At 74.6% G+C, this 23,284-nt stretch carries 24 protein-coding genes; 14 read left to right on the top strand and 10 right to left on the bottom strand.

The annotated features are described in order from the left end of the window. A complete protein-coding gene (locus tag M8316_RS05955) occupies positions 1-792 on the bottom strand; it encodes a ParA family protein (protein WP_250052907.1) in 792 nt (263 codons plus the stop codon). 103 nt (positions 793-895) lie between these two features. Here M8316_RS05955 and M8316_RS05960 point away from each other — a divergent pair, with 103 nt between their 5' ends. Both M8316_RS05960 and M8316_RS05965 read left to right on the top strand, forming a co-directional pair. Next, on the top strand, positions 896-1,699 hold the full coding sequence (locus M8316_RS05960) for an SDR family NAD(P)-dependent oxidoreductase (RefSeq protein WP_250052909.1): 804 nt from the start codon (positions 896-898) through the stop codon (positions 1,697-1,699). A gap of 20 nt (positions 1,700-1,719) precedes the next feature. Further along, positions 1,720-2,535 (top strand): alpha/beta fold hydrolase, encoded by an 816-nt coding sequence (locus M8316_RS05965; RefSeq protein WP_250052911.1) that lies wholly within the window; start codon positions 1,720-1,722, stop codon positions 2,533-2,535. Positions 2,536-2,576: 41 nt separating this feature from the next. Here the strand turns inward: M8316_RS05965 and M8316_RS05970 are convergent, their stop codons facing one another. The 6 genes from M8316_RS05970 to M8316_RS05995 form a co-directional block, all read right to left on the bottom strand. Beyond that, complete coding sequence (locus M8316_RS05970) at positions 2,577-3,455, bottom strand: PHP domain-containing protein (RefSeq protein ID WP_250052912.1); 879 nt, start codon at positions 3,453-3,455, stop codon at positions 2,577-2,579. Positions 3,456-3,482: 27 nt separating this feature from the next. Beyond that, the gene (locus tag M8316_RS05975) at positions 3,483-4,160 is read right to left on the bottom strand and encodes a DUF6758 family protein (protein ID WP_250052913.1); all 678 of its coding nucleotides are present in this window, start codon (positions 4,158-4,160) and stop codon (positions 3,483-3,485) included. A 94-nt stretch (positions 4,161-4,254) separates the two neighbouring features. Then, positions 4,255-4,875 (bottom strand): histidine phosphatase family protein, encoded by a 621-nt coding sequence (locus M8316_RS05980; protein WP_308195970.1) that lies wholly within the window; start codon positions 4,873-4,875, stop codon positions 4,255-4,257. 49 nt (positions 4,876-4,924) lie between these two features. Beyond that, a complete protein-coding gene (locus tag M8316_RS05985; protein WP_250052914.1) occupies positions 4,925-6,415 on the bottom strand; it encodes a peptide MFS transporter in 1,491 nt (496 codons plus the stop codon). An 85-nt stretch (positions 6,416-6,500) separates the two neighbouring features. Beyond that, complete coding sequence (locus tag M8316_RS05990) at positions 6,501-7,349, bottom strand: potassium channel family protein (protein WP_250052915.1); 849 nt, start codon at positions 7,347-7,349, stop codon at positions 6,501-6,503. A 46-nt stretch (positions 7,350-7,395) separates the two neighbouring features. Next, positions 7,396-7,929 (bottom strand): MaoC family dehydratase, encoded by a 534-nt coding sequence (locus M8316_RS05995; RefSeq protein WP_250052916.1) that lies wholly within the window; start codon positions 7,927-7,929, stop codon positions 7,396-7,398. 189 nt (positions 7,930-8,118) lie between these two features. Between M8316_RS05995 and M8316_RS06000 the strand changes: the two genes are divergently transcribed. The 4 genes from M8316_RS06000 (at position 8,119) to M8316_RS06015 (ending at position 12,243) form a co-directional block, all read left to right on the top strand. Further along, positions 8,119-8,730: a DUF6174 domain-containing protein gene (locus M8316_RS06000; RefSeq protein WP_250052917.1), complete on the top strand. Its 612-nt coding sequence runs from the start codon at positions 8,119-8,121 to the stop codon at positions 8,728-8,730. 113 nt (positions 8,731-8,843) lie between these two features. After that, a complete protein-coding gene (locus tag M8316_RS06005) occupies positions 8,844-10,007 on the top strand; it encodes a hypothetical protein (RefSeq protein ID WP_250052918.1) in 1,164 nt (387 codons plus the stop codon). Positions 10,008-10,013: 6 nt separating this feature from the next. Further along, positions 10,014-11,081 carry a hypothetical protein gene (locus M8316_RS06010; RefSeq protein ID WP_250052920.1) on the top strand — a complete coding sequence of 356 codons (1,068 nt, stop codon included), beginning with the start codon at positions 10,014-10,016 and terminating at the stop codon, positions 11,079-11,081. 79 nt (positions 11,082-11,160) lie between these two features. Beyond that, on the top strand, positions 11,161-12,243 hold the full coding sequence (locus M8316_RS06015) for a hypothetical protein (protein WP_250052922.1): 1,083 nt from the start codon (positions 11,161-11,163) through the stop codon (positions 12,241-12,243). Between the two features lie 51 nt (positions 12,244-12,294). Here the strand turns inward: M8316_RS06015 and M8316_RS06020 are convergent, their stop codons facing one another. Together M8316_RS06020 and M8316_RS06025 are read right to left on the bottom strand one after the other, a co-directional pair. Next, positions 12,295-13,491, bottom strand: coding sequence for an acyl-CoA dehydrogenase family protein (locus M8316_RS06020; RefSeq protein WP_250052924.1), 1,197 nt, complete (start codon positions 13,489-13,491; stop codon positions 12,295-12,297). Between the two features lie 175 nt (positions 13,492-13,666). Beyond that, complete coding sequence (locus M8316_RS06025) at positions 13,667-14,851, bottom strand: hypothetical protein (protein WP_250052926.1); 1,185 nt, start codon at positions 14,849-14,851, stop codon at positions 13,667-13,669. Positions 14,852-14,939: 88 nt separating this feature from the next. Here M8316_RS06025 and M8316_RS06030 point away from each other — a divergent pair, with 88 nt between their 5' ends. The 4 genes from M8316_RS06030 (at position 14,940) to M8316_RS06045 (ending at position 18,619) form a co-directional block, all read left to right on the top strand. After that, positions 14,940-16,241, top strand: coding sequence for a magnesium transporter MgtE N-terminal domain-containing protein (locus M8316_RS06030; RefSeq protein WP_250052928.1), 1,302 nt, complete (start codon positions 14,940-14,942; stop codon positions 16,239-16,241). Continuing rightward, positions 16,234-16,947: a DUF1003 domain-containing protein gene (locus M8316_RS06035; protein WP_372490154.1), complete on the top strand. Its 714-nt coding sequence runs from the start codon at positions 16,234-16,236 to the stop codon at positions 16,945-16,947. The genes M8316_RS06030 and M8316_RS06035 overlap by 8 nt, the downstream gene beginning before the upstream one ends. A gap of 129 nt (positions 16,948-17,076) precedes the next feature. Continuing rightward, positions 17,077-18,237 carry an Mrp/NBP35 family ATP-binding protein gene (locus M8316_RS06040; protein WP_250052930.1) on the top strand — a complete coding sequence of 387 codons (1,161 nt, stop codon included), beginning with the start codon at positions 17,077-17,079 and terminating at the stop codon, positions 18,235-18,237. Between the two features lie 25 nt (positions 18,238-18,262). After that, positions 18,263-18,619, top strand: coding sequence for a sec-independent translocase (locus tag M8316_RS06045; protein ID WP_250052931.1), 357 nt, complete (start codon positions 18,263-18,265; stop codon positions 18,617-18,619). Positions 18,620-18,634: 15 nt separating this feature from the next. Here M8316_RS06045 and M8316_RS06050 read toward each other — a convergent pair whose 3' ends face one another. Next, positions 18,635-19,174, bottom strand: coding sequence for a hypothetical protein (locus tag M8316_RS06050; protein ID WP_250052932.1), 540 nt, complete (start codon positions 19,172-19,174; stop codon positions 18,635-18,637). Between the two features lie 200 nt (positions 19,175-19,374). On the opposite strand from M8316_RS06050, the gene M8316_RS06055 reads away from it, so the two are divergent. From M8316_RS06055 to M8316_RS06070, 4 genes are all read left to right on the top strand, one after another. Then, entirely contained in the window at positions 19,375-20,175 is an 801-nt protein-coding gene (locus M8316_RS06055; RefSeq protein WP_250052933.1) for a LysM peptidoglycan-binding domain-containing protein, read from the top strand. Between the two features lie 69 nt (positions 20,176-20,244). Beyond that, positions 20,245-21,009 (top strand): Rv3235 family protein, encoded by a 765-nt coding sequence (locus M8316_RS06060; RefSeq protein ID WP_250052934.1) that lies wholly within the window; start codon positions 20,245-20,247, stop codon positions 21,007-21,009. Positions 21,010-21,225: 216 nt separating this feature from the next. Continuing rightward, positions 21,226-22,128 carry a glycosyltransferase gene (locus tag M8316_RS06065; RefSeq protein ID WP_250052935.1) on the top strand — a complete coding sequence of 301 codons (903 nt, stop codon included), beginning with the start codon at positions 21,226-21,228 and terminating at the stop codon, positions 22,126-22,128. Continuing rightward, positions 22,125-23,129, top strand: a complete 1,005-nt coding sequence (locus tag M8316_RS06070; protein WP_250052936.1) for a hypothetical protein — start codon at positions 22,125-22,127, stop codon at positions 23,127-23,129. The genes M8316_RS06065 and M8316_RS06070 overlap by 4 nt, the downstream gene beginning before the upstream one ends. Positions 23,130-23,284 lie beyond the last annotated feature (155 nt).

Raw genomic sequence — 23,284 nt, forward strand, 5'->3', positions numbered from 1 at the left:
TCAGCCCTTCGCGCGGCGGCGCGAGCGGGGTCGCGCGGCGCGCTCCACCAGGTTGGCCGCGACCTCGCGGTAGGCCTGGGCACCCTTGCTGGTGCGCGAGGTGGCGAGGATCGAGCGACCGGCAGCCGGTGCCTCGGCGAACTTGATGGTCTTGGGGATCGGCGGCTCGACGACGTCCAGGGAGTAGGTCTGGGAGATCGTCTCGAGCACGGTGCGCGAGTGGGTGGTGCGGCCGTCGAACAGCGTCGGCAGCACACCCCAGACCTCCAGCGACTTGTTGGTGAACCGCCGCACGTCGTGCACCGTGTCGAGCAGCTGCCCGACGCCGCGGTGCGAGAGCGTCTCGCACTGCAGGGGCACCAGCACGCCCTGCGCGGCCGTGAGGGCGGCGACCGTCAGCACCCCGAGCGAGGGCGGGCAGTCCAGCAGCACCCAGTCGTAGTCGTCCTCGAGCTCCTCGACGACCATCTTCACCACGTGCTCGCGACCGGTCCGGGTCAGCAGGTCGGCCTCGGCCCGCGCCAGCTCGATCGTGGCGGGCAGCAGGTCCACGCCGTCCTCGGTCTCGAGCACCACGTCCGCGGCGTCGGTGCCCTGCGTGAGCACGTGGTAGATCGAGGTCTCCACGTTCTCGGGGTCGATGCCCAGCGAGAACGTCAGGCACGCCTGGGGGTCCAGGTCCACGAGCAGGACGCGGTGACCCAGCTCGGCCAGCGCGGCCCCGAGGGACGCCACCGAGGTGGTCTTGGCGACGCCGCCCTTCTGGTTGGCGACGGCGAGTGTCGTGGTCATCACGACCACTATGCAGCAGCGGGGCACGGCCGCGGTGCACCCGCGCGCCGACGGGCCGGGTGGGCGGTCCGGCCGGGACGACGCGCGGTGGTTGACTGGTCCGGTGACAGCCCCCGACACGCACCCCGGTCCCGAGGCACGGGCCGGCCGCCCCCGCGCCCTGGTCACCGGTCCGACGGCCGGCATCGGTCGCTCCTTCGCGGTCCAGCTCGCCGCCCGCGGCCACGACCTCGTCCTCGTCGCCCGGGACGAGGCGCGGCTGGCGAGCCTGGCCGAGGAGCTGGACCGACGCTTCGGCACCGACGTCGAGGTGCTGGCCGCCGACCTGACCGACCGTGCGCAGCTGGCCCGGGTCGAGGCACGGCTCGCCGCCACCGAGCGCCCCGTCGACGTCCTGGTCAACAACGCGGGCTTCGGGCTCAAGGGCCGCTTCGGCGACAACGACGTCGAGGCCGAGACCGCGATGCTCGAGGTGCTGGTGGTGGCCGTCGTGCGGCTCTCCCACGCCGCCCTGGGCGCCATGGCGGCGCGCGGGCACGGCGCGGTGCTCAACGTCTCGTCCGTGGCGGCGTTCCTGCCCCGTGGCACCTACAGCGCCGCCAAGGCCTACGTGAACCGGTTCGGGTCCTGGGCCTCGGCGGAGTACCGCGACCGCGGGGTCACCGTGACCACGCTGTGCCCCGGCTTCGTCCGCACCGAGTTCCACGAGCGGATGGGCGTGGGCCGCGGCTCCGCGCCGGCCTGGATGTGGCTCGACGCCGACGACCTGGTCGCCGAGGCCCTCGACGACCTGGACGCCGGCCGCGCCCTCTCGGTGCCCTCGCGCCGCTACCGCGCCCTGGTGCGGCTGGCCCGACTCGTCCCGGACCGGGCCCTGCTGCGGCTGCAAGGCTTGGGCCGCCGCTGACGACGCGCGAGACTCGGTGCATGCCCGACCTCTGGGGCCGCGTGGAGCGGTCGGACGCCGAGGTCTGGTTCCTCGACCAGGCCACGGACGCACCTCCCGTGGTGCTGCTGCACGGCCTCGCGGGGTACGCCCGGGAGTGGACGGCGACCATGGACGCCCTCTCCCCCGAGTTCCGCTCGGTCGCCGTGGAGCAGCGCGGCCACGGCGGCAGCACCCGCCGCCCCGACGACGTGTCCCGCGAGGCCTACGTGGAGGACGTGCTGGCGGTGCTCGACGACCTGGGCCGCGACGACGTCTCCCTGGTGGGGCAGTCGATGGGCGGGCACACCGCCATGCTGGTGGCGGCGCGGGCGCCCGAGCGGGTCTCCAGCCTGGTGATGGTGGAGTCCGGCCTCGGCGGCGGTGACCCCACGGCGACGCAGGCCGTGGGCGACTGGCTGGCCTCCTGGCCGGTGCCGTTCGCCGACTCCGAGGACTTCGCCCGGTTCTTCGGCGGCAACGAGCACACGGCCGCGGTCTGGGCCGCCGGGCTGGAGGAGCACGCGGACGGCCTGCGTCCCGCCTGGGACGCCGCCACCCTCACCCGCGCGCTCGCGCACGTGCACGCCCGCGAGAACGTCGAGGAGTGGGCCGAGGTCTCCTGCCCGACGCTGCTGGTGCTGGGGCAGCACTCTTCCGTGCCCCGCCGCCAGGTGGAGACCATGTGCGCCCTGCGGCCCGGGGCCCAGGTGGTGACCGTCGCCGGCACCGGCCACGACGTCCACCTCGACGCCCCGCGCACGTGGGCCGACGTCCTCACCGACTTCCTCCGCGACCCCCTGCGCAGCCTGGGCTGACGGCGACCAGGGGCGGCTGGGGCCGACTCAGGGGGGGGCGCTCAGGGGCGGACGACGGCGGGCGTGCTGCGCCCGGAGGCCGCCGCCGCGGCCTGCGCGGCCGCGAGCAGTCGCTCGTACTGCTCGGGGTCCGTGGTGTTGCAGCCGAGGTCGTGGTCGACCTTGCCGGTGCCGTGGTGGTCGCTGGAGCCGGTGACGACGAGGTCGAGGTCGCGGGCGATGTCGCGCAGCCGCGCGCGGACCTGCGGCGCGTGGTCCTGGTGGTCGACCTCGAGGCCGGTGAGGCCGAGCGACGCGGCCTCGGCGAGCAGGTCGGGGCCGGGCTCCTGGACGCGGCGGCGCCCCCAGACGTGCGCGATGACGCTGACCCCGCCGGCACCGGCCACGTCACGCACCACCTCGCGCAGCGGTGCGGCGTACCGGTCGACGTGGGCTGGGCGGCCGGCGTTGAGGTAGCGGGCGAACGCCTCGTCCCGGTCGCGCACCGCGCCGCGGGCCACGAGCGCGTCGGCCACGTGCGGGCGGCCCGAGGCGGCCGCGTCGCCGGAGACCCGGGCCACGTCGTCGACGGTGAGGTCGATGCCCAGCGCGTTGAGCCGGGCCACGATGGCGGGCGTGCGCCCCGAGCGGCCCTCGAGCACGCGGCGCAGGTGCTCGGCCAGCGGCGGGTAGGTGGGGTCGGGCAGGTAGGCGAGCAGGTGCACCCCCCAGCCGTCGAGCTGGGTGCTGATCTCCATGCCCCGCACGAGCGTGACGCCGACGTCGCGGGCCGTCACCTCGGCCGCCGCCCACCCGTCGGCCGTGTCGTGGTCGGTGAGCGCGAGCACGTCGAGCCCCGCCGCGGCGGCCGCGCGCACGAGCTCCTCCGGCGACTGCGTGCCGTCGCTGGCCCGCGAATGCGTGTGGAGGTCGATGCGCACGTCCCCACCCTAGTCAGCCGGGAGCGCTCACCAGGGCTGGCCGGTCTCCCCGAAGCCGATCTGCACCAGGGCCGGGCCCAGCGTGGTGAGGTCGCGCAGGTGCCAGCCCTCGCGCAGCATCAGCACCGCGGAGGCCGGCCGCACGACCAGCCACAGCCACTGCCCGTCGACCTCGCCGACGAGGACGCTGCGGTCCTGACCGTCGTCGTCCGGCTCCACGCCGGGGAGGTCGAGCAGGACGTCCACGTCGGTGCTGCCGGTGGAGACCGGCCACAGGTTGACCTGACGGTGCTCGGCCCGCAGCCGCACCAGGGGCGGCGCCTCGAACGCCTCCGGGCCCGGTTCCCCGGGCACGCCGGCGCAGCGGGCGCCGAGGCCCGTGCCGGGGCGCTCGTGGACCACGAGCACGTCGACCGGGCCGTCGATGGCGGAGGTGCCGGAGACCCCGACGAGGGTCGCGACCGTGCGCGGGCTGCCGGCGGTGGCCAGGGCCGTCACGGCCCAGCCGGGGCCCAGGGGCCACGGGACGAGGCTGGCCTGCTCGTCGGAGAGGTCGACCTGGGCCACGAGGGCCGCGTAGTCGAGCGCGTCCGCGCGCCACAGCGGCGCCACCGCGCCGTGCGTCGGGCAGGTGTGCGCGGTCTCGCCGTCGAGCTCCGTCGTCCCGACCGGGGCCGGGCACCGGGGGCAGCTGGCGTCACTCACCTGCACACGGTGCGGCGAACCGCGGCCCCGCGTCAACAGTCGTGCGCGGCCCACGGCCGCGGCCGGTGGAGCGCACAGGCCCGCCCCAGCCGGCTCAGGCGTTCCAGCGACGGACCTCGCGCAGGCCGCGGTCGGTGCCCAGGATCGAGACGGTGGTGGTGTCGAGGTGGAAGTGCCGCCCCTCGGCCACCGGCAGGTCGAGCCAGCGGACCGCCAGCACGCGCAGCGAGTGCCCGTGGGCGAACGCCAGCACGGGGCCGCGCGCGGCGCGGGCGCGCTCGACGACCCGGTCGAGGCGGGCGGCGACGTCGCGGGGGGACTCCCCGCCGGGGCAGCCGTGGGTCCACACGGCCCAGGTGGGGTCGTGCTCCTCGTGCACCTGGGCGCGGGTCAGGCCCTCGTAGTCGCCGTAGTCCCACTCCTGCAGGTCGTCGACGACCTCGGGCTCACCGAAGCCGGCCAGGGCGGCCGTGGTGCGCGCCCGCTGACGCGGGCTGGCCCAGACCTCCGCGAACTCCACCTCGGCCAGGCGCTGGCGCAGCGCGCGGGCCCCGTCCTCGCCCTCGGGCAGCAGCGGGAGGTCGGTGGTGGAGGTGTGCCGGCCGTTCTTGCTCCACTCCGTCGCGCCGTGGCGCACGACCCACATCTCGGGGAGCTCGGGGTCGTGCCGGTGGGGCAGGGGGGCGGCGAAGGGTGCGTGGTGCTCGATGCTCACGAGGAGACATTCTCTCCCCCGTCCTGCCCGGGGCGGACCACCGGGGCGGCTACCGGACCCCCGCCATCAGCCGTCCGATGGGCTTGGTCGCGACCAGCACGAGCAGCCCGGCCAGCACCGCGGCGGCCCCGAGGATCGCGAAGTAGCCGGTCTCGGCCTCGGGGTCGTAGTAGGCGCCGAGGCTGCCCGCGAGCGTGGTGCCCAGCGAGACGGAGAGGAAGTACAGCGCCACCATGCGGGTGGCGAAGCGCTGCGGCGCCAGCTTGGTGGCCAGCGACAGGCCCACCGGGGAGATGAGCAGCTCGGCGAGGGTGAAGACCAGCAGGATGCCCGCCAGCGCCGGCAGGGGTGCCGCGCCCTCGCCGCCCGGCACCGCCAGGAACAGCCAGAAGGCCACGCCCATCAGCACCGTGCCGAGGCCGAACTTCACGGGCGTGCTCGGCTGGCGCGGGCCCAGCCGCGTCCACGCCGCCGCGAACAGCGGCGCCAGCGCGATGATGAAGACGGGGTTGATCGAGTTGACCCACGAGATCGGCATCTCCCAGCCGAGCAGGTCGCGGTCCAGCCGCACGTCGGAGTAGACGGCCACCACGGTGAACTGCTGCTGGTAGAGCGCCCAGAACACCACGTTGGCGGCCATCAGCGGCACGAACGCCCACACCCGGCTGCGCTCGGTGGCGGTGATCTCGCGGCTGCGCAGGATCTGCACGAAGAAGGCCAGCATCGCCACGACCACCACGACGGCGGTCACGTCCGCCAGGTCGGAGGCCGTGAGCAGGCCGGTGAGCACCGCGACGGCCACGACGACGACCAGGGCGAGGCCCACGCCCACGGCGACCAGGCGGCCGGAGGCGCTGAGCGGGTTGGGCACGTGGGCGGTGGACGCCGGCAGGTGGCGGCGCCCCACGGCGTACTGGGTCAGGCCCAGCGCCATGCCGAGGGCGGCGAGGCCGAAGCCCCAGTGGAAGCCGACCCGGCTCTGCAGCAGGCCCGTGAGCAGCGGCCCGACGAGCGCGCCGGCGTTGATGCCCATGTAGAACAGCGAGAACCCGGCGTCGCGGCGCGGGTCGCCCTCGGCGTAGAGCGCGCCGACCAGCGAGGTGGCGTTGGCCTTGATCCCGCCCGAGCCGAGGGCCACGAGCACGAGGCCGACGCCCACGCCGGCCGCACCGGGCAGCAGGGCGAGCGCCACGTGGCCGGCCATCACGATGATGGCGGAGCCGAACAGCACCCGCTCCGGCCCGGCCACCCGGTCGGCGAGCCAGGCGCCGAGCACGGTGGAGAGGTAGACGCCGCCGCCGTAGGCGCCGACGAGGCTGACGGCCACGCCGCGGTCCAGCCCCAGGCCGCCGTCGGCGACCGAGAAGTACAGGTAGATCGCGAGGATGCCCTGCATCCCGTAGAAGCTGAACCGCTCCCACATCTCCACCCCGAACAGGTGCGCCAGGGGGCGGGGGTGGCCGAAGAAGCCACGGTCGCCGCCGGCGGGGTCGGAGGGATCGGGCCGGGGCGTGGACGCCGTCGTCGTTGTCGAGGTCACCCATTCGACGGTGCCAGCGACGCTCGTCACGAGGCAAGTCGGCGGTCCCGGTCGGTGCGGCTCCGGCGGCGCGGCCCGGCCCGGCTCAGGCGGGGGGCTCCTCCCCCGTCCGCGAGCCCGGGCCCGGGTCGGTGCCGACCGGCGGGGCGGGCAGCCGGTCGATCAGCACGGCCAGCTGCTCGCGCAGGGCCGTCACCTCGCGACGCAGCGCGGCGGTCTCGGCGTCGCGCGCCTCGTCCGCCCGCTCGTCCTCGGCCCGCTCCGCCGCGTCCGCCTGCTCGTTCTCACCGGTGATCCGGTCGACGAGCCACGAGGCCAGCGTCGCGGTCACGGTGCCGAGCAGCGCGACGCCCGTGACCATCAGCCCGGCCCCCACCCAGCGACCGGCGCCGGTCACGGGGTAGGTGTCGCCGTAGCCGACCGTGGTCATCGTGGTCAGGGACCACCACAGGGCGTCGGCGAAGCTGGTGATGGACGCGTCGGGCACCCCGCGCTCGGCGTCGAGGACGGCCAGGGCGGCGGTGAGGGCCAGCAGCATGGAGCCGAGGGCCACGTAGAGCCCCACCTTGCCGCGCAGGGTGCCGGCCGCCGTCCGGTTGAGCACCCGGACCAGGAGCAGCAGCCGCAGCAGCTGGAGCGGACGCAGCAGGGGCAGGGCGAGGATGAACAGGTCGAGCAGGTGGTGCAGCACCCACCGGCCGCGCCGGTCCGCGCCCAGGAACCGGACGACGTAGTCGACCGCGAACAGCGCCCAGGTGCCGAGGATGACGGCGTTGCAGGCCGCCACCGCGCCCCGCGAGAGGTCGGGCTCGAGGATCGGCCAGGCGTAGGCGCCCAGGAAGACCAGCGAGAAGAAGATCAGCGGCCACTGCGACCAGCGCTCCCACGCGGAGACGGGCCAGGAGTCGCGGGAGAGCAGAGCCGTCGGTCGCATGGCCCCATCCTGGCAAGACCGACGCCCCGGCGGGCGCAGGTGGCGGCTACTCCCCCGCGGGTCCGGGCCAGTTCTTGTCCGGCTGCGGCACCGGCCGGCCGGGCTGCTCCCCGCCGCGGGCCTGGAGGTAGTTCTCCTTCGGCACCATCACCTTGCGGCGGAAGAGGCAGACGACCTTGCCGTCCTGGTTGTAGCCGATGGTCTCGACGTGCACGACGCCCCGGTCGTCCTTCGAGGTCGACTCCCACTTGTCGAGCACGGTGGTCTCGCCGTAGAGCGTGTCGCCGTGGAAGGTCGGCGCCACGTGGCGCAGCGACTCGATCTCCAGGTTCGCGATGGCCTTGCCGGAGATGTCGGGCACCGACATGCCCAGCAGGATCGAGTAGACGTAGTTGCCCACCACGACGTTCTTGCCGAACTGCGTGGTCTCCTCGGCGTAGTGGGAGTCCAGGTGCAGCGGGTGGTGGTTCATCGTCAGCAGGCAGAAGAGGTGGTCGTCGTACTCGGTGACCGTCTTGCCCGGCCAGTGCTTGTAGGTCGCGCCGACCTCGAACTCCTCGTAGCTGCGCCCGAACTGCACGTCCGACTCCTCTGCTCCGGTACCGGCTCTGGTACTCCTGTGCGGGTGACGCCCCATCCTCACCACTCCCCGAGCGCGGGGCACCCCCGCCCGGAGTGGCGTGGTTCACGCCCAGGCCCCTTCCGGTCGTCGCCCCGGGCGGCAGGACGCGGCGGGGAACCGCGCGGCGCCGCGCCCCGTCCCAGGAGCATGAGGACCGCACCCCGCCCCCGCGCGCTCACGCGCACCGCCCGTGCCACCGCCGGCCCGGCGCCGGGCCGCGCACGGGGCCTGGTCCTGGGGCCGGTGCTCGCGCTGCTGCTCACCGCCTGCTCGGGGTCCGGCACCACGACGGCCGCCGACCCCGCGGCCCAGGACGACACCGGCGGCTCGACCGGCACCGCCTCGTCCACCCCCGACCCGGGCACCGACCCGAGCACCAGCCCCACCGCCGAGCCGACGGTGGGCACCTACCCCGGCTTCGGGCCGACGTCGTACTCCTACACGCTGGTGGTGGGCTGCTTCTGCCCCGACGGCGGGTCGCCGGTGCGGGTCACCGTGGTCGACGACGAGGTGGTCTCGGCGGTCTACCTGCGCGGCGGCGGCCGCGGCGGCGTCGAGAAGGGGCAGGAAGCCCCCGCCTACCGCTGGGTGAGCCTCGACGACGTCATCGACGCGGCCAACGACACCGAGGCCGACCAGGTGGTGGTGGACTGGCCCGACGGCCAGGACTTCCCGTCCGCGGTCGCCGTGGACACCGACGAGCGGATGGCCGACGAGGAGATCAGCTACCAGGTGCGCGACGTCGAGGTCACCGGCTGACCCTCGGCGGGTCGGCCCTCGCTCGGCCCGGGTGCAAGAATGCCCACGCCCGCACCGCCCCACCCGGGGCCGCGGGCACCGACGACGAGCGAGATCTGACGAGAGGCGGCGACGTGGCCAAGCGGGTGTTCCTGCACGTGGGGACGATGAAGTCGGGGACGACGTTCCTGCAGTCCCTCACCTGGAAGCACCGTGACGCCCTGGAGGAGCGCGGTCTCCTGCTGCCCGGCGAGCGGCTGCTGCGGCACTTCCACTGCTCGGCGATCGTCTGCCAGCGGCAGGAGGTGCTCGACGAGCTGACCCCCGAGGAGCTGGGCACCTGGGACCGGCTGCTGGAGCAGGTCCGCACCTTCGACGGCGACGCCTTCATCGGCCACGAGCTGTTCTCCCCCGCCACCGCCGAGCAGGCCGCGGGCGCCCTCGCGGACCTCGCGAAGGTCGCCGACGAGGTGCACGTCGTGCTCACGATGCGCGACCTCGCCCGCCAGCTGCCCTCGCACTGGCAGGAGGTCGTGAAGTCCGGGACGACCGCCACGATGAGCGAGTACGCGACCCTGATCGAGGCCGACGCGAACGAGAAGTTCTGGACCTTCCACGACGCACCCCGGCTGCTGGACCGCTGGACCCAGGGTCTTCCCGCCGAGCGCGTCCACGTGGTCGTCGTGCCGAAGAATGCCCCCTCCGACTGGCTCTGGCGCGAGTTCCTGGGGCTGATGGGCGTGAGCAGCGACGGGCTCGACCACGTCTCCGACAACCCCAACACCTCCCTCGACCTCGGTGGCGTCGAGGTGATGCGGCGAGTCCAGCTGGCGATCCCCGAGCGTGAGCACGGGCTGACGCTGCGGCGCCTCACCAAGGGCTTCCTGACCCGCGAGATGCTCGCCCCGTCGGGTAACCGGACCCCCTTCGTCACGCCTCCCGCCGCCCACGCCTTCGTCGCGCGCCGGGCCGAGGAGATGACCCAGGAGCTGCGCGCTCGCGGCTACGACGTCATCGGGGACCTCGACGACCTGCTCGTCGACCCCACCCCGCCCGTCGGCCGCACCCCGGAGGACGTGACGGAGGAAGAGGTGGCCGCCGTCGCGGTGGGCGCACTGGCCCGCATGGTCGTGCACGACCGGCACCAGCGCGACGAGGTCGCGACTCTGCTCGGCCAGCGTCGCCGCCTGCGGGGACGCGTCGAGGCGCTCGAACGGGCGGAGGTCGCAGCCGAGGCACCACTCTCGCTGTACCGCCGAGCGCGTCGCGCGGTCGGCCGGCGCCTGCGCCGGGGCTGACCCGACGTGGCCGAGCGCGTCGTCCTGCACGTGGGACTGATGAAGTCCGGCACCACCTATCTCCAGGGGCTGCTGGAGCACAGCAGCGACCTGCTGGCAGACCAGGGAGTGCTGTTCCCGGGGCCGACGTGGGACACGCAGCTCCGCGCCGTGAACGACTTCCTCGGGCTGCCGCACTCACGGCCCGGTGACTGGGTCGCCCTGTGCGAGCGCGTCGCGGCGCACCCGGGCTCGGTCCTGCTCTCGATGGAGTTCCTGGCCAACCTAGGCCCCGCTCGGATCACGAAGCTGTTGGACGACCTGGGCGATGCGCCGGTCGAGGCGGTGCTGACCGTGCGCGACATCGGGCGCAGCGTCCCCGCGCTCTGGCAGGAGACGTGCAAGAACCGCCGGACGTGGAGCTGGTCGGAGTACGTCGACGGTGTGCGTCACGGTGACCAGGGGCCCGGCCCGGGCCGGCACTTCTGGCGCCGGACGTCCTTCGCGTCGATCGCCTCACGGTGGGCCGCGGCGCTGGGCACCGACGCGGTCACCGTCGTCACCGTCCCGCCGCCGGGCGCCGACCCGGATCTCCTCTGGAGTCGGTTCCGGGCCGCAGCGGGCCTCCGTGACGCCGCGTGGCGAACCCCTCCGCGGGCCAACGAGTCGCTGGGTGGAGCCTCGGCCCGACTGATGAAGGTGCTGAACGAACGCTCCGCCGACCTGGCCAGCGAGCAGTACCTGCACCGGTACAAGGCCCTGGCCAAGTACACGCTCGGCACCGACCGCGAGGTCGAGCCGCGCATCGGGTTCACCGTGCCCGACTGGCTGCACGAGAGGTCGCGTCGCGAGGTCGAAGCCCTTGCTGCCACGGGCGTGCGGGTGATCGGCGACCTTGCCGACCTCACACCGGTGGACACGGTCGGGGAAGACCCCGACTCGCTCGGTACGGACGCCCTGTTCGAGGCCAGTCTCCGGGCCCTCGAGGCGCTGCTGCGCGAGGGCGACGACGCCCTACGTCCGGTGGCGGAGCAGACCGGCGCGGAGGGCGTCCACGCGTGGCCCGAGCTGCGTGACGACCTGGGTCTGCCGTGACCCTGACCGTCGTCGGCCGTGTGCCAGAATGCGGGGGTTCCGGGCGGACCCGCCCGGACCGCCACACGGAAGGATGTCCATGGGCAAGCGGGTGGTCCTGCACGTCGGCCTGATGAAGTCGGGGACGACGTACCTCCAGTCGTTGATGGAGGCCAACCACCAGCGACTGCTGGACCAGGGCGTGCTGTTCCCGACGCCGTGGGCCGTGCAGACCCGGGGCGTCTCGGAGTTCCTCGAGCTGCCCCTCCAGCGCTTCCCCGGGGCCTGGGAGAAGCTGCGCTCGCGCATCCTCGAGCACGAGGGGGACACCGTGGTGATCTCCATGGAGTACCTCGGCCCCGCCAAGGTGGAGGTCATCCGCCGCCTGCGCGAGGAGCTGCCCGGGTGCGACGTGCACGCGGTGATCACCGTGCGCGACCTCGGCCGCGGCATCCCCGCCATGTGGCAGGAGACCATCAAGAACCGTCGCAGCTGGGGCTGGAGCGAGTACCTCGAGGGCATCGCCGCCAAGGGCGCGAAGCAGCCGCCCGCAGGCGCCCAGTTCTGGCGTCAGCAGGGCTTCGGCCGCGCCGTCACCCGCTGGGCGGAGGCCCTGGGCAAGGAGAACGTCACCGTCGTGACGATCCCGCAGCCCGGCGCGCCCCAGACCGTGCTGTGGGACCGCTTCCGCGAGGTCGCCGGCATCACCGAGGACGAGTTCGCCCCGCCCTCGCGCAGCAACACCTCGCTCGGCCTGCACTCCACGCTGCTCATGCGGCTGCTCAACGAGCGCACCGAGGACCTCACGCGCGACCAGTACCGCCACCGCTACAAGGCCCTCTCGAAGCACACGCTGGGTGCGCACGCCCGCGAGGAGGCCAAGCTCGGCTTCACCGTGCCCGGCTGGCTGCGTCGGCGCACGAAGAACGAGGTGCAGCTGGTCCGCAAGTCCGGCGTCCGGGTGATCGGCGACCTGGAGGAGCTGACCCCGGTCGACACCCCCGGCGTGGAGCCCTCGGACGTCGACGACGCGGCCGTGCTGGACGCCGCCGTGCACGCCCTCGACGTGATCCTGCGCGAGGGCGAGGACGCCTTCCGCCCCCAGGGCAAGCGCACGCACGACGGCGGCACGCACCCCTGGGACCCCGCGGCCGGCGAGAAGACCGGCTCCGACGAGGGCTGACCCGACACCGGCCCGGCCAGGCGGCCGGGGCGGAGCCTTCTGGGCCTGGGCTCAGCGCGGCAGCGCGTAGTCCTTCAGCAGCGCGCGGCCGATGATCATCTTCTGGATGTCGCTGGTGCCCTCACCGATGAGCATGAACGCGCTCTCGCGGTAGAGCCGCTCGATCTCGTACTCCTTGGAGTACCCGTAGCCGCCGTGGATGCGGAAGGACGCCTCGACGACCTCGTTGCAGTACTCGCTGGCCAGCATCTTGGCCATGCCGGCCTCGACGTCCATCCGCTTGCCGGTGTCCTTGAGACGGCCGGCGCGCACCATCATCGTGTGGGCGGCCTCGACCTTGGTGGCCATCTCGGCGAGCCGGAACTGGATGGCCTGGTGCTGGGCGATCGGCTTGCCGAACGTCTCGCGCTGCTGGGCGTAGGCCACGGCCAGCTCGAAGGCGCGCCAGGCGATGCCACAGGCGCGGGCGGCGACGTTGACGCGGCCGACCTCGACGCCGTCCATCATCTGGTAGAAGCCCTTGCCGGGCTCGCCGCCGAGGACCTGGCCGGCACCGACGCGGTGGTCGTTGAAGACCGCCTCGGTGGTGTCGACGCCCTTGTAGCCCATCTTGTCGATCTTGCCGGGGATGGTGAGGCCGGGGGCGGTCTCGCCGAAGCCGGGCTCCTTCTCCACCAGGAACGTCGTCATGTTCTTGTAGACCGACTCGGCGCCCTCGTCGGTCTTCGTCAGCACGGCGATGAGGGTCGAGGTGCCGCCGTTGGTCAGCCACATCTTCTGGCCGGTGATCGAGTAGGAGCCGTCGTCCAGGCGCGTGGCCTTCGTGGAGATGGCCGAGACGTCCGAGCCGAGGCCCGGCTCCGACATGGAGAAGGCGCCGCGCACCTCGCCGGTGGCCATCCGCGGCAGGTAGTGCTGCTTCTGCTCGTCGGTGCCGTGCTGCATCAGCATGTAGGCGACGATGAAGTGGGTGTTGATGACGCCGGAGACGCTCATCCAGCCGCGCGCGATCTCCTCCACGCACAGCGCGTAGGTCAGCAGGGACTCCCCCAGGCCGCCGTACTCCTCGGGGATCATCAGGCCGAAGACGCCGAGCTCCTTGAGGCCCTCGACGATCTCCGCGGGGTACTCGTCGGCGTGCTCCAGGTCGTTGGCGACCGGGATGATCTCCTTGTCCACGAAGGCCCGCACGGCCTTCAGGATCTCGGTCTGGTCCTCGGTGAGGCCCTCGGTCGAGCACAGACGCATGGCTCATCCTCCACGGGTGGCGCCACCCGGGTCGCCCCGCGCGGCGGCGCGTGGACGCCCGCACGGCGAAGTCGTCGGGTCGCGAGGACAGTATTACCGGCGGGTTAACCACAGGAACCGCCCCCGCGGTGACCCACGTCACTCGGACCGGCCCGCCGGTCGGTCCCCCGGGCGGCTACACGCGGGGGTCGGGGCCCGGCGCCGGGGGCACGACCCCGCCGGGGCCGGCCTCCCGCACCCGCGGCTGCGCCGGGTACGGCCGCTGGAGGGCGGCGGCGCCGAGCGCGGGCCGGCGGTCACCGCCCGGCCGCTCGGCCGCCAGCACCGAGGCCACGAGCGCCTCGGGGTCGAGGTCCGCGGGCACCGGCTGGTCGGGCTCGGGGTCGCCGGCGGCGGCGACGAGGGGCTCCAGCGCCGCCACGTCCCCGTGCACCGACCAGCCCGCGGCTCGCACCTCGGCCAGCCAGCCCTCGGAGGCCTCGCGCAGCAGCGGCGCCAGGGCGGCGGGCGCGAGCACGGGGACGTGGCCGGGCCGGCCCGCCCGCGCCGGCAGCACGGTCTCGGCCCACTCGCGCAGGACGAGCCGGTCCCGCGTGGCGCGGTCGACCCGGTCGCCGAGCAGCCGGTTGACCTCGCGCAGCGCGGCGACCTCGCCGGCGCCGAGGCTGGGGTGGGCGCGCACCGGCACCCGGGCGTCGATCGCGGAGTCGTCGATCGCGCACGCCTGCGCGAACCGCGTCCACAGCATCTCCGGGGCGGCGCCGCGCGGTGGGACCACCACGAGGTGGCCACGGTCGGCGGGCAGGCCGGCGGTCCAGCGACGCAGGGTGTCGGCCAGGTCCTGGGCGTGCCAGAAGCCGGGGCGACGGCCACCGTCGTCCGGGCCGGCGTCGCGGCCGGTGTCCGCCCGCAGCTCGGTCTCGGCCACCTCCGCGAAGGTGGTCGTGGAGCCGGCCTCGACGCGCTCCTGCCAGTGCGTGACGGCCTGTCGGCCGAGGTCCCGCGCCGTCACGGCGACGTGCACCTCGAGCCCGTCCAGCGCCTCGATCGCCCAGGCGACCTGCTCGGGCGTGGCGCCGGAGAGCAGGGGGTGGCTGATCACCGCGTTGCCGCCGGTGCGGCTGCAGAACTCGCGGGCCCGGTCGGCCAGGGCCCGCCAGGTGCCGGCCACCTCGGCGCGGCCCAGCCCCAGCGCGGGGCGGCCCCCACGGACCTCGGCGGCACCCTCGCGCTGCGCGTCCGGGTGGACGAACGGGAAGACCGTGCCGGCCACGCGCAGCCGCTCGCGGTGCTCGGCCATGAGGTTCTCGAGGTAGGACGTGCCTGCCCGGGACAGACCGACGTGGAGGGTGACGCGCACGTCGCCATCGTGCCACGCGCGGCCGGGCGACGAGCAGGCGCGCACGGCCCGGACGACCGGGTGGGGCCGCGGACGATAGCGTTGGGTCGTGAGCAGCAGCCCGTCCCGCGTCTACGTCGCCCGGCTCGTGGGTCTGCCGGTCTTCGACCCGCAGGGCGAGCAGGTGGGCAAGGTGCGCGACCTCGTGGCGGCCGTGCGCTCCGAGGAGCACCAGCCCCGGGTCCTCGGCCTCGTCCTCGAGGTCTTCGGCCGCCGCCGCATCTTCGTGCCGATGACGCGGGTGACCAACGTGGACGCCGAGCGCGTGTACACCACCGGCCTGCTCAACATGCGCCGCTTCGAGCAGCGCTCCACCGAGACCCTGGTGATCGGCCAGATGCTCGACCGCACCGTCACCATCAAGGAGACCGGCGCCTCCGGCGTCGTCTACGACGTGGGCATGGAGCAGGCCCGCAACCGTGACTGGGTGATCTCGCGCATCGCGCTCCAGGAGCCCGGCAAGGGTCTGCGCCGCCGCGGGCAGACGCACGTGGTCGAGTGGCGCGACGTCGAGGGCCTCAGCCGGCGCGAGGCCGCGCAGGGCGCCACGCACCTGCTGCACGCGCTGAACGAGATGCGCGCGGCCGACGCCGCGACCATGATCCACGAGCTGCCGCCGGAGCGACGCACGGCCGTGGTCAGCGCGCTGGGCGACGAGCGGCTCGCCGAGGTGCTCGAGGAGCTCAGCGAGGACGACCAGGTCGAGATCCTCTCCGCCCTGGAGGACGAGCGGGCGGCCGACGTCCTCGAGGAGATGAGCCCGGACGACGCGGCCGACCTCATCGCCGAGCTGCCCCCGGACACCGCCCAGGCCCTGCTGGAGCTCATGGAGCCGGAGGAGGCCGAGGACGTCAAGCGCCTGATGTCCTACGTGGAGGACACCGCCGGCGCGATGATGACGCCGGAGCCGGTGATCCTCGCGCCGGACGCGACGATCGCCGAGGCGCTGGCGCACCTGCGCCGCCCGGACCTCACGCCGTCGCTGGCCTCGCAGGTCTACGTCTGCCGCACTCCCCTGGAGACGCCGACCGGCAAGTTCCTCGGGGTCGCGCACATCCAGCGCCTGCTGCGCGAGCCGCCCTCGACCCTGATCGGCGGCGTGCTCGACGACGAGATGGAGCCCATGCGCCCCGAGGCGGGCAAGGACGACGTCGCCGCCTACCTGGCCACCTACAACCTCGTCGCCGCCGCCGTCGTGGACGAGGCGGGGCACCTGCTCGGTGCGGTCACCGTCGACGACCTGCTCGACCACCTGCTGCCCGAGGGCTGGCGCGACGCCGCGCCCCGGCGCGGCTCGATCCCCACGGCACCGACGCCGCTGGGCCGGCCCCAGGGAGGACGTCGTGGCTGACGGCGACCGCTCCGACTCCCCGCTCGACACCGCCGCCCTCAAGGACTCGCTGCGCGAGCGGCTGGCCCGCCGCGCCGAGGCGCGCGACCCGCGCGGCGACTCGCGACGCGACGGCCGCGGCGACGGCCGCCGCGACACCCGGGGCGAGAGCCGGTGGGAGCGCCGGCACGAGATCTCGCGGCTGGACACTCCCCGCGACGCGCGCCGTCAGCTGGTGCGCCGCCCCGCCTACGACCCCGACGCCTTCGGCACCTTCGCGGAGCAGTTCGCCCGGTTCATGGGCACCGCGCAGTTCCTGCTGTGGATGACCGGGTTCGTGGTCGTGTGGGTGGTGTGGAACGCCGTCACGCCCGCCGGCTGGCACTTCGACGGCTACCCGTTCATCTTCCTCACCCTGATGCTCAGCCTCCAGGCCTCCTACGCGGCGCCGCTGATCCTGCTGGCGCAGAACCGGCAGGAGGCACGGGACCGGGTGGTCGCCGAGCAGGACCGGCAGGCCGACGCCCGCGCCCACGCCGACATGGAGTTCCTCGCCCGCGAGGTCGCGTCGCTGCGGATGGGCCTGGGCGAGGTCGCCACCCGCGACTTCGTGCGCTCCGAGCTGCGCTCGCTGCTGGCCGAGATGGAGGACCAGCGCGAGGACCGCGACGACGACCGCCCGCGGGACCGGACCAAGGAGCGCAAGCGGCCCCGGCCGCCCGCCTGATCCCCGCCTGATCCCCGCCTGATCCCCGCCCGATCCCCGCCTGGTCCCAGCCGCGTCCCCGGGTCGTCGTGTGCGTTCCTTCACCTCGATTGGGGTCCGGGTGGGGGGCCGCTCCTATGCTCGGGTGCTGTGAGTGTCTCGCTGGAGCAGGTCCAGGCCGCACTGGCCACGGTGAACGACCCGGAGATCAAGCGTCCGATCACCGAGCTGGGGATGGTGCGCGACGTCTCCGTCGGTGACGACGGCGGCGTCTGTCTGACGGTGCTGCTGACCGTCGCCGGCTGCCCGCTGAAGGACACCATCGACCGCGACGTGAAGGCCGCCGTGCGCGGCGTCGACGGCGTCGTCGACGTGGACCTGACCCTCGGCGTGATGACCGACGAGGACCGCGCCCAGCTCAAGGAGACCCTCAACGGCGGCCAGCCCGCCCGGGAGATCCCGTTCGCCCAGCCCGGCAACCTCACCAAGGTCTTCGCCATCGCCTCCGGCAAGGGCGGCGTCGGCAAGTCCACCGTCACGGTGAACCTCGCGGTCTCGATGGCCAAGCAGGGCCTCAAGGTCGGCCTCGTTGACGCCGACATCTACGGCCACTCGGTGCCCGCCATGCTGGGCGTCGCCGACTCGCGCCCGACCCAGGTCGACGACCTGATCATGCCCGTGCCGACGTCCTCGGGCGTCTCCGTGATCTCGATCGGCATGCTCAAGCCCCGCCGCGACCAGGTGGTCGCGTGGCGCGGCCCGATGCTCGACCGTGCGCTCGTGCAGATGCTCGCCGACGTCTACTGGGGCGACCTCGACGTCCTGCTGCTCGACCTGCCCCCGGGCACCGGCGACATCGCCATCTCGCTGGGCCAGCACCTGCCCGGCGCCGAGGTGGTCGTGGTGACCACGCCGCAGGAGGCCGCCGCCGAGGTGGCCGAGCGCGCCGGCACCATGGCCTCGATGATGCACCAGCGCGTCGTGGGCGTCGTGGAGAACATGAGCTACCTGCCCTGCCCCCACTGCACCCCGGAGGGCACCGACCACCGCATCGACGTGTTCGGCACCGGTGGTGGCCCCCGCGTGGCGGCCACCCTCTCGGAGCGGTTCGGCTACGACGTGCCCGTCCTGGGCGAGATCCCGCTCGACACCTCGCTGCGCACGGGCGGGGACGACGGCAAGCCCGTCGTGGACGCGGACCCGTCCGCTCCCTCGGCCCGGGTGCTCGCGGACGTGGCGGCGCGGCTGGCCGGACGTGGCCGAGGTCTCGCCGGGATGCAGCTCGGACTGACGCCCCAGAACAAGTTCTGATCCACCTGCGGCCTAGGCTGTCCTCGTGCCCGGCCTCCACCCCGTCGTCCCGCTGATCCTGGACATCGGGCTCCCCGAGATGGCGGTCATCGCCGTCGTCGCCATCTTCGTCTTCGGCCCCGACAAGCTGCCCGAGCTCGCGAAGCAGGCGGCGCAGTGGGTGAAGATCGCCCGTCGGTTCGCCAACCAGGCCCGCGACGAGCTCCGCGAGGAGCTCGGGCCGGAGTACGCCGACCTCGAGCTGCGTGACCTCGACCCCCGCCAGATCGTGCGCAAGCACGTGATGGAGGCGCTCGAGGACGACGACGAGGACGACGAGCCGGACGAGGACGACAGCCTCGCGGACGGCGAGGTCCCGCCCTACGACGACGAGGCCACCTGAGCCGGCTCCCCCGGCTCAGCGCTCGCTGCTGCTGACCGCCGCGAGCGCCTCGCACGGCACCAGCAGCACCCGTCGTGCCTCGCCCTCCGCGAGCTCGACGAAGTCCGCGCCGACCCGCAGCACCACTCCTTCGTGCCGCGCCGCGTCGCGCAGGTGCAGCACGCACCGCTCCCCCGCGTCCGCCAGCCGACGTAGCGCCGACCCCAGCCCCAGGCGGGACGCGGCCGGCCAGGCCACGTCGGGCACCGCCCGCTCGGAGGCGCCGTCCACGCCCAGGAGCGCGGGCAGGCGGACCACCCAGTCCTGCGCCGGGCCGGACAGCAGGAGCCACCCGTCGGCGACCCGGTCCAGGGTGCCGCGCAGACGGCCGATGCCCTCCACCCGGAGGCCGACCTCGCACCCCACGCTCGCCATCAGACGTCCGGCGAGGGCCACGGAGGCGTACTCGGCGCGTGCCCGGTCCGCCAGCTCGAGGCCACGCTCGGCGGCGTAGGCCGCCTCCGCCTGCTGCTCGAGGTCGTCGAGGAACGTGAACAGTTCGTCCTCCCACGCCATGGGCCCACCCTCCCACACGTCCGGGCTCCACTGACACACGTGCATACCTACATTTGCTTGTGTTTGCGTCTATTTGCTGTCCATCACTCACTTTTTCGACCCGATCGTGCGATTTCTGTGGAGAACGGGTTGTCATCGTCACTTGACGCACGTTGAATGAGGCAAACGCACGCAAACGCAAGGATTGTGAGGATCTCGGGATGACCTCCAGCACTCGCGCGTCGCTGCCCCGCTGCCTGGCGGTGCAGGTCGGCGCCACCGCGCTCGTCGGCGCCCTCGTCGCTGCCCTGCGGCCCGGGCTCGTCGCCTCGACGCTCGTGGACCTGGCCGACCCGTCAGCCCTGGCCGCGCAGCCCGGCGCGTTCTCCGACGTCCTCGTGGCCGGCTGCACCGCCGCCCTGCTGGTCTGCCTCGCCTGGGCGTGGCTGGCCACCACCGCGGTCACGCTGCAGGCGGCCCGCGGGGCGGCCGCGGCCCGGGTGCCGGGCGTCCCGTCCGCGCTGCGCGGCCTGGTGCTGCGCTGCCTGGGCGTGGGCCTCGTCGGGGTCGTCGGCGCGACCGGCCTCGCCGGCACCGCCCACGCGACCCCCACCCAGGCCGGCACGGTTCAGGCCGGTCTGCACGCCTCCGGGGCGCAGACCTCGGCGACGACGGGCTCCGCCACGGTGATCACCGGGGTCGCCGGTCTCTCGGGGCTGCCCCTGCCGCAGCGCGCCGGCCTCGGCGACCGCACCCGCAGCGGCGACCCGGCCGCCGCGCGGGCCGCCACGCACGCCTCCCCCGCGCCTCGTGCACGACCCGCTCCCAGCGGCACCCACCTGGTGCGCACCGGTGACTGCCTCTGGGACATCGCCGAGGCACACCTGCGGCGCGGGGGCGACGCCCACGACGACGTCGCCGTCGCTGCCTACGTGGCCCGCCTCCACGCGGCCAACCGCGCCGAGATCGGCGCGGACCCGGACCTCGTCCTCCCGGGCCAAGTGCTCGTCCTCCCCGTCTGACGGACCTCCCGGGGCGCTGGTGCGCCCCGCCACCTCTCCCTTCCCCGCCCTCGACCTCTCGGAGTCGACATGACCGCGATGCCGCACGCCCTCGTCCAGCCCCACCAGACCCAGCGGCCCACCCACCAGCCCTCCCACCCGCCGGTCCACGAGCCGTCCCCGGCGGCGCCCCGCGGGCGCCGCCCCGCCTGGAAGCCCGAGGCCGGCCACGTGCCCGGCCCGCTCGAGGCGTTCCTGCTCGCCTCGATCGCTCGGGACGAGCAGCGGGCGGAGACGGCCGCCGTCCAGGCCGCCCGCGACGCGCGGGACTCCGTCATCGCCGTCGACCAGGCCCGCTGGCGCGCCGGGCTGCCCAGCGGCCCCGTCCAGGGCACGCTCGCGCTGGACCTGGGGCACCGTCCTCCGGCGCCCGCCGAGGGCTTCGAGCGCCTGCCGGACGACGAGCCCGCCCCTGCTCCGGTCGTCCCGCTCGACCGCCCCGCCCGACAGGGCTGCGAGCGGTGGGCACGCCAGGTGGTGCAGGCGGCGCTGGAGATCGTCGGTGGCACCCGACCGGCCGCGCAGCTCGCGCGCTGGACCGCCCAGGACGTCCAGGCGGACCTGGTGCGCCGCGCCCAGCTGGTGGGAGCGCAGCTGGACCGGGAGCACGCCCGCGGGTCCACCCCGCGCGCCCAGGTGGTCTCCACCCACGCCGGGTACCCGGTGGCCGGGGTGCTGGAGCTGGCCGTGCACGTGCGGCACGGCCGCCGCTCGCGCGCCCTCGCCGCCCGCTTCGAGCAGCGACGCAGCCTCCCGACCGACCGGTGGCTGTGCACGGCCCTCGACTTCGCCTGAGGACCGGGCCACGGCCTCGCCTCAGGACCGGCCGCGGCTCTGCCTGAGGACCGGCCGCGGCTTTGCCTGAGGACCGGCCCGCCGTCCGTTCCTCGCCGACTCGCCACAGCCACGTCACGAGACGTTCAGGTCCCACCAGCACCATCCGAGACACCCGCCGTCCTGCCCGTCAGACGGCCACGACCCGTCCCGGAGGTGCACCCGATGCTGTGGGTGGTGGCACCGAGCCCCGAGGAGGCCGAGGGCCTGCGCGACCTGCTGCCGCGTGTCGTGGGCGAGGTGGGGACGGCGGACCCGCACGGCCGCGTCCTGGTGGTCGACGACGGCGCTCGTCCCGAGGTGGCGGCAGCCGTGGGGGCCCTGATGCTGGACCTGCCCAGCCTGGAGCTGGTGATGCCTCGCAGCTGCGTCGGCACGTCGGCGGCGCTGCGGGTCGGGATCGCCCACGCCCTGCGCGGTGGTGCCACCCGCGTCGTGGTGCTCGACCCCGACGGCCGCGACGACCCGACCGACCTGGAGCACCTGCTCGAGGCGCTGGACGCCGGGCACGACCTGGTGACCGGCGTCCGCGGCCGGGCCCGCAGCGGTTTCCGGGCCATGCGCGCCGAGGTGGCCGCCGACGTCGCGCCGCTCCTGCACGGCGAGGTGCACCGTCATCTCGGCGTCGTCGCCCTCGGGCTCGGCCACCGCGTCACCGAGGTGCCCGTGCACCGTCCCCTCCGACGCCCGCCCCGACGCCCGCACCGTGGCTCGACCGGTGGCGGGTCCGGTGGCGGGTCCGGCCGTGCGCCGGGGGCGCGGGAGGCGAGCGCCCTGCTCCGGCGCTGGCGCAGCCTCGTCGACCTGCTCACCCTGCGACTCCTGCTCGACGGCCCGGGCCGAGGCCCGGCCAGGGCCGTCGCGACCGGTGGCGCCGTCGCCGCACTGCTGGGGGCCGTGCTCCTGCTGCTGCTCGCCCTCCCGCCCGCCGTCACCGGTGGCCCTGGCGCCGGCGGAGGCGCCCTGCTCGGCGCTGCGCTGCTGCTGGTGCTGGGGGTCCAGGTGGCCGGCTTCGGGCTGCTCGCCGAGCTCGTCGCGCACGCGCGCAGGCTGGGGCAGCTCGGGCGGGGCCGCGCGTGAGGACGGCCCACGGGCAGACCGGCACCGAGACCGGCACCCAGACCGCGGTGCCCGCGCGTCCCTCTCCCTCGCGGGCGCGCCTGCGCGTCGCCGTCCGCGTCCTGTTCGTGCTCGCGGTGCTCGCGTGCGCCGGCGTCGGCCTCCGCGGGCGTTGGGGTGACTTCGTCGCGGCGCTCACCGGGGTGCGGCCGCTCGACCTGGCCGGCGCGGCCGCCTGCGTCCTGGTGGGGCTGTGGCTGACGGCCGGCACCTGGCTCCGTCTGCTGCGGGGGTTCGGCCACCGGTTGCCCCCGTACGAGGGTCCGCGGGTCTTCTTCACCGGCCAGCTCGGCAAGTACATCCCGGGCGCGGTGTGGTCGCTGGGTGCGCACGCGGACCTGGCGCGGCCGTACGGGGTCGGGGTCCGCACCGCCGTGGCCACCGGGCTGCTGTTCCTGGTCGTCAACGTGGCGACCGCGGGGGCGCTGGCCGGTGCTCTGGTGACCGCCGGCGTGCCCGCGCTCCCCGTGCCCCGGTGGACGGGGCCGATCGCCGTCGTCCTCTGCCTGGCGGCGCTGACGCCGCCCGTGGTCGACGCCCTCGGGACGCGGCTGGCCCGGCACGGCGGACGCCTGGGGCTGGGCTGGGGCGACATGGCCGTGCTGTGCGCGCGGATGGCCGCCACGTGGCTCTGCTACGCCGGGTCGGTGGTCGCGCTGGCTCCCCGGCCCTCGCTGGAGCTGCTGGCCGTCGCCACCGGGGGCTTCGCGGCCGCCTACGTCGTCGGCGTCGCCGTCGTGGTCGCGCCGGCGGGCGTGGGCGCCCGCGAGGTGGCCCTGGTGGCGCTCCTGGCCCCGCACACCGGTGTCGGGCACGCGACCGCCATCGCGCTGGTCACCCGCGTCCTCCAGACGTTGGGCGACTTCGCGGCGGCGGCTGCCGCCCACGGGTGGGCGCAGGCCCGGGGCCGCCTCGCCGGACGGCGGTCCGCCCCCGCCGACCGGGCCGGCGCCGCCGACTGATCCGCGTCGGCTGATCCGCGTCGGCTGATCCGCGTCGGCCGACGGGTCGCACCACGGGGCGCACGCCGGGTGGACGCACGACGGCCGGACGGGTGCTCCCGTCCGGCCGTCGTGGTGTGCCGGTGCCCGGGCCTCGGCCCGGCTCAGCGCGCTGT

The organism is Nocardioides bruguierae, assembly GCF_023554635.1.
GTDB lineage: Bacteria > Actinomycetota > Actinomycetes > Propionibacteriales > Nocardioidaceae > Nocardioides > Nocardioides bruguierae.